Source organism: Microcoleus sp. FACHB-68, assembly GCF_014695715.1.
Classification (GTDB): Bacteria; Cyanobacteriota; Cyanobacteriia; order Cyanobacteriales; family Oscillatoriaceae; genus FACHB-68.
On the sequence record NZ_JACJOT010000013.1, the window covers coordinates 330,587 to 344,245 of the forward strand.

Annotated in this window: 14 protein-coding genes; 9 read left to right on the top strand and 5 right to left on the bottom strand. The window is 46.6% G+C overall.

Annotated features, from left to right (window positions below):
* Positions 1-95: 95 nt before the first annotated feature.
* Positions 96-623: a hypothetical protein gene (locus H6F73_RS19150; RefSeq protein ID WP_190760362.1), complete on the top strand. Its 528-nt coding sequence runs from the start codon at positions 96-98 to the stop codon at positions 621-623.
* An 11-nt stretch (positions 624-634) separates the two neighbouring features.
* On the opposite strand, the gene H6F73_RS19155 is transcribed toward H6F73_RS19150, so the two are convergent.
* Positions 635-1,291, bottom strand: a complete 657-nt coding sequence (locus tag H6F73_RS19155; RefSeq protein WP_190760363.1) for a HEAT repeat domain-containing protein — start codon at positions 1,289-1,291, stop codon at positions 635-637.
* Between the two features lie 531 nt (positions 1,292-1,822).
* Here H6F73_RS19155 and H6F73_RS19160 point away from each other — a divergent pair.
* Entirely contained in the window at positions 1,823-2,440 is a 618-nt protein-coding gene (locus H6F73_RS19160; protein WP_190760364.1) for a DNA-3-methyladenine glycosylase, read from the top strand.
* Here H6F73_RS19160 and H6F73_RS19165 read toward each other — a convergent pair.
* A complete protein-coding gene (locus tag H6F73_RS19165) occupies positions 2,437-3,006 on the bottom strand; it encodes a GerMN domain-containing protein (protein WP_190760365.1) in 570 nt (189 codons plus the stop codon). The two genes, H6F73_RS19160 and H6F73_RS19165, sit on opposite strands and share 4 nt — an antisense overlap.
* 227 nt (positions 3,007-3,233) lie before the next feature.
* On the opposite strand from H6F73_RS19165, the gene H6F73_RS26680 reads away from it, so the two are divergent.
* The 6 genes from H6F73_RS26680 (at position 3,234) to katG (ending at position 8,786) form a co-directional block, all read left to right on the top strand.
* Complete coding sequence (locus H6F73_RS26680) at positions 3,234-3,548, top strand: hypothetical protein (RefSeq protein WP_242072543.1); 315 nt, start codon at positions 3,234-3,236, stop codon at positions 3,546-3,548.
* An 8-nt stretch (positions 3,549-3,556) separates the two neighbouring features.
* The gene (locus H6F73_RS27075) at positions 3,557-3,682 is read left to right on the top strand and encodes a hypothetical protein (RefSeq protein ID WP_277882627.1); all 126 of its coding nucleotides are present in this window, start codon (positions 3,557-3,559) and stop codon (positions 3,680-3,682) included.
* A 9-nt stretch (positions 3,683-3,691) separates the two neighbouring features.
* Positions 3,692-3,985, top strand: a complete 294-nt coding sequence (locus tag H6F73_RS26685; RefSeq protein ID WP_242072544.1) for a hypothetical protein — start codon at positions 3,692-3,694, stop codon at positions 3,983-3,985.
* A 262-nt stretch (positions 3,986-4,247) separates the two neighbouring features.
* Positions 4,248-5,237 (top strand): aspartate carbamoyltransferase catalytic subunit, encoded by a 990-nt coding sequence (locus tag H6F73_RS19175; protein ID WP_190760366.1) that lies wholly within the window; start codon positions 4,248-4,250, stop codon positions 5,235-5,237.
* 106 nt (positions 5,238-5,343) lie between these two features.
* The gene (locus H6F73_RS19180; protein ID WP_190760367.1) at positions 5,344-5,832 is read left to right on the top strand and encodes a molybdenum cofactor biosynthesis protein MoaE; all 489 of its coding nucleotides are present in this window, start codon (positions 5,344-5,346) and stop codon (positions 5,830-5,832) included.
* A 725-nt stretch (positions 5,833-6,557) separates the two neighbouring features.
* A complete protein-coding gene (gene katG / locus H6F73_RS19185; RefSeq protein WP_190760368.1) occupies positions 6,558-8,786 on the top strand; it encodes a catalase/peroxidase HPI in 2,229 nt (742 codons plus the stop codon).
* A gap of 348 nt (positions 8,787-9,134) precedes the next feature.
* Here the strand turns inward: katG and H6F73_RS19190 are convergent, their stop codons facing one another.
* The gene (locus tag H6F73_RS19190) at positions 9,135-11,633 is read right to left on the bottom strand and encodes a hypothetical protein (RefSeq protein ID WP_190760369.1); all 2,499 of its coding nucleotides are present in this window, start codon (positions 11,631-11,633) and stop codon (positions 9,135-9,137) included.
* Between the two features lie 369 nt (positions 11,634-12,002).
* Here H6F73_RS19190 and H6F73_RS19195 point away from each other — a divergent pair, with 369 nt between their 5' ends.
* A complete protein-coding gene (locus H6F73_RS19195; RefSeq protein ID WP_190760370.1) occupies positions 12,003-12,455 on the top strand; it encodes a phage integrase N-terminal SAM-like domain-containing protein in 453 nt (150 codons plus the stop codon).
* A gap of 21 nt (positions 12,456-12,476) precedes the next feature.
* Here H6F73_RS19195 and H6F73_RS19200 read toward each other — a convergent pair whose 3' ends face one another.
* Together H6F73_RS19200 and H6F73_RS19205 are read right to left on the bottom strand one after the other, a co-directional pair.
* Complete coding sequence (locus tag H6F73_RS19200) at positions 12,477-12,995, bottom strand: DUF1993 domain-containing protein (protein ID WP_190760371.1); 519 nt, start codon at positions 12,993-12,995, stop codon at positions 12,477-12,479.
* A gap of 153 nt (positions 12,996-13,148) precedes the next feature.
* Entirely contained in the window at positions 13,149-13,646 is a 498-nt protein-coding gene (locus tag H6F73_RS19205; protein WP_190760372.1) for a cupin domain-containing protein, read from the bottom strand.
* Between the last annotated feature and the right edge of the window lie 13 nt (positions 13,647-13,659).

The window sequence follows — 13,659 nt, forward strand, 5'->3', positions numbered from 1 at the left end:
CAGCTTATAATAAAAATTTTTCCCAATCCCTTGTCAATAAAATTTCAACTTTTAGCAAAGCGTTTAAGAGCCACCAACAATTAACCAAATTTGCGATGAATTCCGAAACTTTAGAGCTTGTCAGAACCGAATATGAAGCCGGCAAAATTGCCTTTGAGAGCGGCCAGTACCGCCAATCCGTGCAGCATTTACAAAAAGCCAGTGCCCTTGTAGAGCGCACTTCCAGCTTAGGGGGAGACGTGCAGATTTGGCTAGTCACAGCCTACGAAGCAGCCGGTCAACGTGCAGAAGCGATCGCCCTGTGCAACCAGCTAACCCATCACCCGCATTTAGACACCCGCAAACAAGGACGCCGGTTGCTTTACATCTTGGAAGCGCCTAGACTCAATACCCGTCCTGAATGGCTGGTTCAAATCCCTGACTTAACTGCCTTGGAGGAAAGTGAGGCAAATGCTCGCCAAACCAGCATTCCCCCGGCTAAAAGCTCCAAATCTCAACGCCCAAAAGCAGAAGTTGAGCCGGTCGATCTGAGCCAAGTCAATACAAAAGACAATCGATTTATCTGGCTGGCGCTGATTGTTACAGTTCTAACCCTGGGGAGCTTGCTGTTAATGAGCCGGTAAGCTGCAAACTCCTAAAGCAAACCTTCTAGCACTGCTGCCACCACCCGATGATCCTGATCCACTCTCAACCGGCTCAGGGCATCCCTTGCATCTGCATCGTCAAATCTTCTCAGAACCCTAGCCACTCGCACGCGAATGCGCCACTCATCTGAGCTAACTAACATTAGCAGTTGTTGCAATCCTGCCGCTTGTTCCGTCTTGCCGGCAAGCGATCCAAATCCATCCACCGCCCCTTCCTGTACCGTCAAATCTGAATCTGCCAGCGCCTCAATACACACTTCTAACAAAATATCGGGGTAGGGCATTTCGATAAAAGCAGCCAAAATACTGCGACGGATCAGCCAATGCGCGTTTGCCCGAAAGACTTGCAGCAGATACGGAACAGCGGCTTCCCCATACAGAGACAGCGAGTTTGCAGCTTCAGCCCGCACATTGTAATCGTTATCGTGTTTCACCAGATCAACTAAAGCGTCAAAAGCTTCTGGTGTTTGTTTGCGCCCTAATCCCATCGCCACAAACGAACGCACCAAAAATTCTGGATCTCGCAATTTGGTTTTCAGCAGGGGAACCGCAACCTCCGAATCATAGCCTCTCAATGCGGTCAGTGCTCTCATCCGGGCTTGAGAATCAGAACTCTTGAGGTCGGCTTTAATTTGATAAATATCCATACTGCTTTTGTCAAAAATTATGAGGTGCCTCTTTACTTTAGTTTACAAAACCGGCAGGGGTGATCGGCTTTTAGGAAGAGGATGCCAAAGTAGCCAGTTATACCCTGTCGGCAACCTGACCCTGAATCAAACCCGTTTGAGAGGATTGCCCTTGCCAAAATAGATTAAGGTTGTGCAACACGACTTGAGATGAGATGCCGGCTCTATCCCAGGCATTAAAAAACACCTCTAATGAGGTGTTCGATTGGCTCTAAAAGATCAATCAGCTTATGCTTCAATGGGCAGAGCCATTCCCGTGGTAATTATCTGTATCATAGAATCCGTTTTTCGTGCCAAAAAACAGTGTTGCCACGATAAACACACCCGTCAATACCAGCAGAATTAACTTGACATCCATGTTTTGTCCCAAATTCGTCTGTTTCAATTGCCCAGAGAAATTCTAGGTACTTGTGCAAAAATTCGCTCAAACTCTGTCGAGAGCAAAAGTCTGGCAATTTAGACAAGACCCGAACCCTTCAGGTACAAATTACTATGAATGTAACGCAGTCCGAGCGGATCGTAGAACCTTCGTGGTTGGCGCGTCCATCTACAGAAGTAGCACCAGACTTACTGGGTTGCACCCTGGTGCGGCAGTTGGCCGACGGGCAAACAATTCGAGGGATGATTGTAGAAACTGAAGCTTACGGGCCGGGAGATCCTGCCTGTCATGCTTACCGGCGACGCACTCCGCGCAATCAGGTGATGTTTGGGCCGGCAGGGATGAGTTACGTCTATTTAATCTACGGAATTTACCACTGCTTCAACATTGTCACCGATCTCGACGGCGTGCCCAGCGCTGTCTTGGTTCGCGCCTTACTGCTGGAAACGATGCCGCCTTGGATTGACGCACGGCAAATCACCAAACCCGATCGCCTTGCCGCCGGCCCTGGTAAACTTTGCCTTGCGCTGCAAATTGACCTGAGTTTAACCGCCATAGAGCTACGTGCCGGCCAACCCCTGTGGTTAGAGCATCGTAGCCCTAAATTTCAGCAAGATAGGGAATCTGGGGCAATCAGCTTTGTGCAAAAAACCCGCATCGGTATCACTGCCGGCGCTGAATTGCCTTGGCGGTGGTATGTCGCAAAGTGTCCGGCTGTTTCCAGACTTTAAAGCAGAATTTCTTTGCCTTGTTCAGTGAAACGAACAATTTTGATTTTCCAGTCTGGGTTACTGGTTAACGTTTTATTCAAACTGTTGAATAAGGCAAATTGTTCGCAACTTGATAGCGAAACAAGCTTGCGTTTAGAATCAGGCGCAACGCGAAAATCAACCGTAGCCACACCCGTTGCCGGTTCAACATTAACGCGATAACCGGCTAAATCAAAGTCGCCGGTGTCATACTTTTCTAGTACCTTTCCAACCGCAGCTTCTAGTTGTTGATCTGCCGGCACCGCAACTTTTTTAGGAAGTACCGTCTCACATTGACTGTCTGCTTCATAAACTGTCACATTCACAGTATTTTGAGACGACGCATTCAAAGGCTGGCTGCCGGTTACAGTTTTACCCTCAGATTCATCTGGGGAGGGCTTTGCTGTGGGACTGACTGAATTTGAGGGAGTGGGATTCTGCAAGGAATTATTACTGCCAAGGTTGCTGGGAGGAGGGGTGCAGCTACCCAAACCGATTAAAAGCAGGCTGGAAATCAGGGCCGTCAGATATTTTTGGGGAATGTTCATCGGTGCCTCAATAAAAAATGAGCGATTCGTCGAGCTGTTATTTAAGTGCTACAGCGGATTGTGTTGTAATCCCTAGACAGTTAGCATAGATATTAGCGGGTTCCTTCTGACGAAACCGATGTTGAATTTTGCGTATTTTATGAATCTAAGTCCATCATCTAACACTATTAAACTCCTCTAGCCTGAGTGGTCATGTCTCCCAGCGCGGGGGAGACGTAGGAGGTTTTATGGTCACTCAAGAAGCGCCTATTTCTATTTCCAATATTGCCGACTTAAATCAGTTGAAATCCCAGATGAATCAACTGCCGGCGGTGGATGTGGGAGATTACATTGTAGAACTGTCTCCAGAACGTCGGGCAATTTCATTTCGCTTGCGGAATAAATCCCAGGCAATTGATGTTTTTGAATATCTGCCGGCAGAGGTACAGGAAGAGTTGAGCGGTTGGCTGCACGATGTGCAAGTGTGTCAGATTGTAGAAGCAACGACCAAGATAAGGAAATTTTTTACTACGCCTACCTCACCGACAACAACCGCAAACTAATTCCGGTTGTGTCGTTGCGGCAGCTGTTGTTTTCCCATCCAACAGCCCAGATCCAGGATATTTCTAACGATGGCATGATCAAAATCGGCACCGATATGCCCCAGGAAGAAGTGGCGCAACGGATGAAGCGCTAGGACATAATTGTGCTGCCGGTGGTGAATCGCAAAGACCGGCTGGTTGGGATGATCACGATTGACGACGTGGTGGACATTCTGGAAGAAGAAGCCACGGAAGACATCCAAAAACTAGCTGGTGTCAACGGTGGGAACCAAGCGGCGCTTTCTGCCCCGATGGTGACACTTCGCAAGCGTCTGCCGTGGCTGTTGGGCATCATGGGGCTGTATATTGGCGCGGCGAGTGGGATTGCACCTTTTCAGACAGTCATCGCTCAAGTGCCGGTTTTGGCCGTGATTATACCCATTAGTGATGGGGATTAATGTCTTTGTTGCAGTCACTTTAGGAACGATTCTGCCAATGGGACTTAAGCGCTTAAAGCTAGAACCCGCGCTGATCAGCGGCCCTTTGCTAACTACATTATTAGATGCCGTTGGGTTTATGATTTTCCTGTCGCTGATTTGGGTATCTCTGAACATCCTCCATTTACAGCCCTGACACAAACCAGTAAAAAGAGAAAGGAAACCGCAAGAATTCTCCCTTGTCCCTTTTCCGTTTTCTCTTTTCCTTCATCCCTATTTTTGCATGGCTACAACGACTTGGACGCGCCGGCACATTCTTTCTCTGGCTGATTTTGTTTCAGAGGAATACAATACTGTCCTGCAAACGGCTGCAAGTTTTCAGGAAGTCCTTTCCCGACGCTTGAAGAAAGTGCCCACTTTGCAGGGTCAATTGGTGGCGAATTTGTTTTTTGAACCGTCCACCCGAACTCGTAGCAGCTTTGAACTGGCAGCAAAGCGGCTGTCGGCTGATACGCTGAATTTTGCCCCCGGTACGTCTTCCCTGACCAAAGGGGAGACAATTTTGGATACGGCGAAGACTTATCTGGCAATGGGATGTGACATGATGGTGATTCGTCACAAGCAAGCCGGTGTGCCTCAAGCGATTGCCGATGAGATGGATCGCCTAGACTCACGCGTTGGGATTCTTAATGCCGGTGATGGCCAGCATGAACATCCTTCACAAGGATTGCTGGATCTGTTCACGATTTGTTCTTTATTAGATCCTCAGCGGCCTCATTTAGAACTGCTTGCCGGCAAAAAAATTGCGATTGTCGGCGATATTTTGCATTCGCGGGTGGCGCGGTCGAATATTTGGAGTTTAACGGCAACCGGCGCAGAGGTGCATCTTGCCGGCCCTCCAACCCTCCTGCCCCAGCTATTTGCAGATTTCGGCACCGGCAGAGCGGGTAAACTCTTTCTGCATTGGACAATAGAGCCGGCTTTACAAGATGCGGATTTTGTGATGACATTGCGCCTGCAAAAAGAGCGAATGGATCAAAATTTGTTGCCAAGTTTGCGGGAGTATCATCAACGGTTTGGCATTACTCGTGAACGCTTGAAACTGTGCAAACCGAATGTCAAAGTTTTACATCCAGGGCCGGTTAATCGGGGGGTTGAAATCTCTTCTGACTTAATGGATGACCCTGAATTTAGCTTGATTTCCCAACAGGTAACCAGTGGCGTTGCGGTTCGCATGGCGTTGCTTTACCTGATGGGTGGCGGGAAAGCTTAAGGGCCGGCAATATCAAGGAATTGCAAGGGGAAAGGGTTATCAATTGCAGTCATTTAGGCATTAATCAAGCAAAATAGATCCACTAGCCCTTAAGTAGCTCAATGCCATGAATCTTGGAACCACATTTCCCCTAAGCGCACCCATTCAACCCCACGCCGGGGATAGTTTTGCCATCACGTTTGCGCCCCTGTCCCTAGAAGAAGTCTACGCCCTGGCAGACGATCCGGGTAATGGGGCGGTGGTTGTTATGAGTGGCATGGTTCGCAACAAAACCGATGGCAAGCCGGTGGTTGCCTTGGAATATCAGGCGTATGAACCGATGGCATTGCGGGTGTTTGAGCAAATTGCTGCCGAGATCCGCAAAACCTGGCCAGATGTGAATCGGGTGGTAATCCATCATCGCACAGGCCGGTTGCAAATTGGGGAAATCAGCGTACTGGTGGCAGTTGGCTGTCCTCATCGTTCAGAAGCCTTTGAGGCGTGCCGGTATGCTATAGATACGCTTAAACACCAGGCACCCATATGGAAAAAAGAGCATTGGGAAGATGGTTCGAGCAGTTGGGTTAGTATTGGAGCGTGTGAACAAAACTGCTGAGTGCTTGTCTAAAGGCTGCGGGAGTAAAGCCGGCACTGGTGGATCTTGTAGGGCATTTGTAGAGCAATTTGGCTATGCCGGTGGTTGACTTCGCCTACTCTACAAGGTCACTTGGTAGATTTTCCAAAATCTCCAAACTCTCATATTCATTGTGATGTTCACGAGCCATTAATTTCTCTTGAGCAAGCCAGAGCGATTGAACAAACACTGCATTTTAATCACAAACTCGGTTAGAAATCTATCGTCAAGCAATGGGGGTTCCTTGGATGACCCAGAGTGAAATTGCTCAATGTATTCCGCCGGCATTCACACGCTGGATTGCAAATCAACTGCTGAATCAATTGAGCAATTATGATATTTACAATCGTTTATGAATGAAAGGATTATTTATATTCATTCGTTTAGATTGCTCTACCTTGTGGCAGATGTGTAAGCCCGTCGGCTGAGTCCGCTGGAGCTGTCGTTACACCTAGGGGTGTCTCAGCATCATGTGAGCTTTGTGGAAAGTAGCCGCGCTCAACCAGAGCGTTTACAGGCTCACTATGGGGCTATTGGTAACTAATTGTTTCAAATCACAAATTCATTGTTTCAAAGCATAACGTTAATTATATTTTTTTTCGATTATTTGTTCATCGATTACCCCAGTAATTACCATGTGCTAGTTGTTGGCACTACCCGCAGGACATCAAAAAAACTTACACCACACACCTCGATAGGAAAATACTATGAGCAGCCAAAGCGGATGCCCGTTTACGGGCGGCGGTCAGAAATCTCAGCCTCGTCATAGGCCGTCGCACCGAGACTGGTGGCCGAATTATTTGAATCTGAGCATCCTCCACCAGCACACACCCCAGGCCAATCCTATGGGTGAGGCGTTCAACTATGCTGAGGAGTTCAAGAGTCTTGACTTAGCTGCCTTAAGGGCAGATATCTATGAGCTGATGACCACATCCCAGGATTGGTGGCCAGCCGACTACGGCCATTATGGGCCGCTCTTCATCCGGATGGCTTGGCACAGCGCCGGCACGTATCGTATTGGCGACGGTCGCGGCGGCGCGGGTTCGGGTAGCCAGCGGTTTGAGCCGCTCAACAGTTGGCCTGACAATGCCAACCTCGACAAGGCGCGGATGTTGCTTTGGCCCATCAAGCAGAAATACGGCAAGAAAATCTCCTGGGCCGACCTGATGATCTTCGCCGGCAACTGCGCGCTTGAGTCGATGGGCTTCAAGACGTTAGGCTTTGCCGGCGGGCGTGTGGATGTCTGGCAGCCAGAGGAAGACATCTACTGGGGTTCTGAGAAAGCTTGGCTCGGCAATGAGCGTTACGAAGGCGATCGCGTACTCCTGAATCCCCTCGCTGCCGTTCAGATGGGCCTAATCTATGTGAACCCAGAGGGGCCAGACGGCGAGCCTGATCCGGTCGGCTCAGGGCGCGATATTCGCGATACCTTTGGTCGGATGGCGATGAACGACGAGGAGACCGTCGCGCTCACTGCCGGTGGGCATACCTTTGGCAAATGTCACGGTGCGGGCGAAGCGACGCACGTAGGGGCTGATCCTGGGGGTGCCACCATCATCGATCAGGGTCTTGGCTGGAAGAACGCCTTCAACACGGGTGCCGGCGTCGATGCGATCACCAGCGGTATCGAAGGCGCATGGACCCCCACACCGACGCAGTGGGACAACAGCTATCTCGAAACCCTGTTCAAATATGACTGGGAGCTGACGAAGAGTCCCGCCGGCGCGTGGCAATGGAAGCCCAAGGGCGATGCTGGTGCCGGTACGGTGCCCGACGCGCACGATCCGTCGAAACGGCACGCCCCTATGATGACCACGGCAGACATGGCCATGAAGATGGACCCCATCTACAACCAGATTGCGAAGCGTTACCACGATAACCCGGATGAGTTCGCAGAGCAGTTCGCCAAGGCGTGGTTCAAGCTAACGCACCGCGACATGGGTCCCCGCTCACGCTATCTCGGCCCGGAGGTTCCCCAGGAAGAGTTCTTGTGGCAAGATCCCATTCCCGCAGTCGATCATGAATTGATTGATGAGCAGGACATCGCTGCCCTCAAAGCCAAGATTCTTGCTTCCGGACTGTCTGTCTCCCAACTCGTTTCGACCGCTTGGGCGTCGGCGTCAACGTTCCGCTGCTCCGATATGCGCGGTGGAGCAAACGGGGCGCGTATTCGTCTCGCGCCGCAGAAGGATTGGGAAGTCAACCAGCCAGAGCAGTTGGCAACGGTGCTGCAAACCCTGGAGGGCATCCAACAGGAGTTCAACAGCTCGCAGTCTGGCGGCAAGCGGGTTTCGATCGCTGACTTGATCGTTCTGGGCGGATGCGCGGGCATTGAGCAAGCGGCGAAAAATGCCGGTCACGACGTGACGGTTCCCTTCAAGCCGGGACGCACGGATGCGCTGCAAGAGAAAACGGATGTCGAGTCCTTCGCCATGCTTGAACCGGCTGCGGACGGGTTCCGCAACTACACTAGCGGCAAACACAGCGAATCGCTCGAAGAGCTGCTGGTTGATCGGGCGCAATTGCTGTCCCTGTCAGCCCCTCAGATGACGGCTCTCCTGGGCGGCTTGCGAGTCCTGGGTGCAAACTTTGGCGGGTACAAGCACGGCGTCTTCACCGACCAGCCAGAGACGTTGACCAATGACTTCTTCGTGAACCTGCTCGACTTGGGCACGACGTGGAAGGCGACATCTGAAGATGAGTATGAGTTCGAGGGTAGCGATCGCAAAACCGGCGCACTTAAGTGGACTGCTACCCGTGTTGACCTCATCTTCGGTTCAAACTCTCAGCTCCGAGCCTTGGCGGAAGTCTATGGATGTGTGGACTCGCAGCAGAAGTTTGTGAATGACTTTGTGGCGGTGTGGGACAGGGTGATGAACCTCGATCGCTATGACCTTCGCTCAGTCTTAGCGAAAACCTCTGCGAGGAGTTTTTAAGCCTAGTATCAACTACGCTAACTTGCAGTAATTTTGAACGCGAGTAGAAGCCAGAGACAAAAATGAGAGCGGCGTTTCAACTTTTCTTGAAACGCCGCTCTCGGCTTTATACCTTGATGCAAAGCTGCTTAAAAACTGCAATTAGGTTCTTGTTGGTGCCTAATTGTGCGATCGTTAACATGACCCAAAGCACACAGAAAATCCAATATATAAAATAGCTGTCCACAACGTTATGTGCAGCTGCATGCAGAGTAAATCTAACCTCTTGATGTACATCGCTACTTGTTCCGAAGCATAACGGTTCACTTGAGCGGCTGCAAGCATCTTCGCAATACACTAAGTCTACCGTCAGTCCGCTCCAAACGAATTGTTATACTGCTCAGTGGATTGCCTTGAAGGTTCAAGCTCATTTATAAGAGCATTAGTTTCTGCACTAGGAACCTCATCGCATACATCTACATCGAAGTCTATGATCTCTTTTGAGAAATCATGTAGATCTCGAATAATTGGATAGTTATTCCAATGAATAGAGTATTCAGTTTCATCAGAAATCGCAAAAACTAGCTCTGAATTAGGTAATCCAAGGAAGTTAAATGGTGCGATAATGCATGGCTCTCCAAAGACTATTTTTTGCCGCAACCCAAGCGCATGACTTGGTCCTTGTAAAAGCAATTCTTTTCCTGAGTAGTCTCGAAAAGTGTAAGCTATATAGCCCTGATTATTGGATGATCTTTGTTCTAGCCAAAACCAACTGGGTAAAAGCCTAGCTTTATCAGCAACTTCAACTGCTGAGGAAACTCGCGTCTCAAACGCAAACATTTTTTCAAGTGATGGAAACTCATCAGGATTTCTCTGATGATCAAGTCCATTACGAACTTCGGGGATACCAGCTTGGTTAATCTGACGAGTAATGCTACTTAAAACCACAGCATATTCGTTGAGGCTTTCCCTGGTACTATCAGCCCAAAGCTGTGTATGTTTAAAGGGAAATGGACGTAAAACTCCTTTATTACTCTTTGGAATATCAATGGATGTACGTTGGCAAGTATCTCTTAATCTGCTCTCAAGAGCAGAAACAGTAGTATTAAGTTCTTGTAGATAGCGTAAAAGTACACCAAATGTATTTGATCCATTAATGTTCCAAGCGACTGTAAAATCTTCTGAAACTTTTAATTCATCTCCGAATATTTCTGGAACTATACATAATGCTTTTTGTTCATTATAAGTAGAACAGGTGACCAAATAATGGTCTGAAAAAATCAGCCATGTGTTATAAGTAATTAATTTTTGTAAAAAGCTCTCAAGTGAGACAAAAAGATTAACTCCTGCCTTCCGTACTACTGCCCTACGTTCTTCAATAGCGACATCAGGAATAGATAGAAGAACAGCTCTAAATTCTTCTAGGCGACTTTTGAGAGTTGGAGTTGAATCATCAAAGGCTGGCTCATCAAAATCTAGCTTAAACAAGCATTGACTAATAAAATATGAATCATCTTGATCAGCCTTAGCTGGAATCTTCAACGCCCTTGAAAAGTAACGAGCAATTGTTTCTCTGCTCAATACAAGTTTTTCAAGAGTTACATATGGTCCGTTTTTATAAATAAATTCTGACAGTTTACTTTGATGTCCATCGAGAGAATTACAACGAATTTTCCATGATAGATCAGATAGTTCTCCAGACTCAGTATAACTTTCTACTAGAAGGCGCGTAAGTTTTACAGAGGGACTATCACCAGAAAGCCTAATTCCACGGCTCTTGAGTTCTAGAGTTTGAGTTTTAGATATTGTCACTCTTAGAGGAAACATTTTAGGACGACGAACTTCAGAAAGAGGAATATTTAATACCCCACAATTGCAAGCTTCATCAATCAATGAGACTAAGTCAGTATCCGAAATTGATAAAAGTATTTGAAGTTGCTCCCAAGGTTGCATTTTAGAAGCCACCTCTTCTGAATTTCCTCTATTCAGCTCTGTCTTTAGAGAATATTTTTTAAGAGTTTCACGTATGAATACTTTCTGGTTAGAATTCAATGCGAAAGCGAGTAGTTGAGTGCGCTCCTTACCCGGAATACAATCAGCTAAAAGCATAGGTAAAGCAGTCCAGTTGAAAGAATCAGAACCATCAACGAGACTAATTTCAGTAGCAAATGCTCGTCCCCAAGGAGAAGCATATCCTATTTCGTCTTTTGCAATACTAGATATTTGACTATATGCCTGCACGAGGGGAATGTCTGGAACATCAAGTGCCACTCTATGTGCGATAACTTGCCCATCTTCCTTAGAATGCCATAAAAAACCTAATCCAGGAGGTAGATAACGTTGAGCATGGCTATCTATTAATCCAAAGGGTCCGGATAATAAATTCCCGACTTGGAAAACTCCTTGAGGGGTTTTTTCAAGAAATTGATGCACCTCATCAGGTGTGAGAATTGGTTTTTCCCCTTTCGGAAACATTTCAGCAAAGCGATTATAAAGAATTCTGTCAAAGCAATAAGGAATTCTGAGCTTGCAATTAATTATTTCGGAATGTAGTATTTCTCGAATTAAATCGAGGTTTGAATTTTGAAAATCAACTAAAAGATTTTGATAATAAAAGTGCCCTAATAAAGCCATTCGTATATCAGCTTCTGGTAAGCTATCTTTTTCTACTCTAAGTCTGTTGGCAATAAGCTCTCCGTCATCCGTGAGTATTAAAGCATCGGTCCATCTAGTGTCTGCCAAATAGTTATTGGGATATCTTGCCAGTTCTGCAAATTTACTAAGTGCAAAAGTCAACATCAACTTATTTTTGTATTCATGTTCTGCAATATAACGGCGTAATTCCAATCTGTTACGAAGATTTCCCATGGCTATTTCTCAAAGTGAGATGATTCTAAAGGACGAGATTTACTCAATTTTTCAAGTAAGAATGAAAGCAGATCAAGAGTGTACAACCATGCTGAGTACAGCAGTATAATTATTTATTCTACGGAAAGTTTCCGTATAATCTTTTTCTCAATCCTAATACATCAAGCATTATAACGAATTCTTGCCTGAATCTACAGAAAATTTCTTTTTTACCCGCTTATTTAGGTATTATACAAAATTTTTCCGTCTAACCATCCTTTACAGGAGGATTATATGGAATTTTTTCGTGTATCCCTTGATGTTATATAGAAATTTTCCGTATAACATCCTTAGTTAGGATATTACACGGAATTTTCTGCACAACTTCCAATGGAACAACGTCCAAAGAAGCTCCTCGAACAGGTGCAAGATGCTATCAGGCTTAAGCACTATTCTTATCAAACAGAGAAAACCTATATCTATTGGATTAGACGCTATATCCTTTTTCATAATAAGCGCCATCCCAAAGATATGGGAAGTAAGGAAATTGAAGAATTTTTAACACATCTTGCTGTCAATGAAAATGTGGCTGCATCAACGCAGAATCAAGCACTTCATGCTGTTTTATTTCTCTACAAAGAGGTATTAAAACAAGATTTAGATTTGAAAGTCGATGCAGTTCGTGCAAAGAAATCTAACTATTTACCAACCCTTTTGACAAAAGATGAAGTTTTAGCAATTCTTCAAAAGTTATCCAGCGTATATCAACTTTTAATTAAGTTGCTTTATGACACTGGTTTACGCTGTGGCAATAATCCCGAATTTAGAGCGAGTGACTCTTGACCGTTCGCTGCATTTGAATAGTTAGGCTTCATCCTTTCTGATTAATGGCACCAAGTGCATCATGTAATCTCGTTTTCCAATTGGTACACCAGCCATGCGAAGAATATCGTAAGCCGTGACCATATGGAAGTAAAAGTTTGGAATTAGAAATTCATTCACGTAGGCATTACCAGACAACTCGACGTAGAGGCTCTGACCCAAGTCAATGCGCGTCACCTCAGCTAGCTTTGCATCTTCAGCGTTAACACCCAAAAGAAGTTCCTTAGTGTTTGCTATGTGTTCGTATGCCTGTGTGAGAGCTATGAGGTCTGGATCTAGATTATTCGCAGGTTTGCCATCACACCAGAGAGCAAAGTTGCGTGGTTGATTGCAGGTGAAAGCAATCTGTGTACCGAAGGGAAACATATCAGCTGCAATGCGCTTTTGAAGGAACGACTCGTCATCACAAAAATGAGTCTGAGCTGACTTTAATAGATGCTCAAGAGTCGCTAAGCGACTTTGGAAGAGGGTTCGGATTAAATCTATATTCTGACTTTGCATTTTGCGATCTCTCAAGACTTCTCGTATGAACTCTAGCTGTACTTAGAACAAATTTCAGCCGAACACTCTTGGCCAGCGGTTGCCAACACTTTATTTAACTCCACAAGTGGCCGCTGCGCTAGGGTTGTTATGCCGCGACCACTCCAACAGATATCAATCCTCAGTAGATTGCTTGCTGCTCCAAAAAAGTTGAAGCGCTGACTCATCAAATATGTAGGCGGACTCACCATCCCTAATCACTCGTTTACCAAGCCGAGGAAAAACGCCAACATCTAAGCGTCCTGCTTCTCCACCTATCAGATATACAAGGTCTTCATCGAATGGATTACGAAGATGATGGGGTTGTTGAGGTAGCCCAAAGCCCATGAAGTCTCCTGGCCCGACTTCGCACTCCACATCTCCAATTTCCGCAATACCTCGGCCCGACAAAATGTAAACCCATTCTTCTTCATTCTGGTGAGCGTGAAAAATGAAGGATTCCTTGCCTGATGGTACACGAGCAATCGTTACACCAATGCGTTTAAGACCGACAGCACGCCCAAGGAAGCGTAAATAAATTTCTGAATTGGGGTTAAGCGGATGATGAAACTCAAACGCATCCATTGAATTGATGTCTGATGCTTTCAGCAGGGAATGTTGTTCATCAGTCACGTTGATGTCCTCC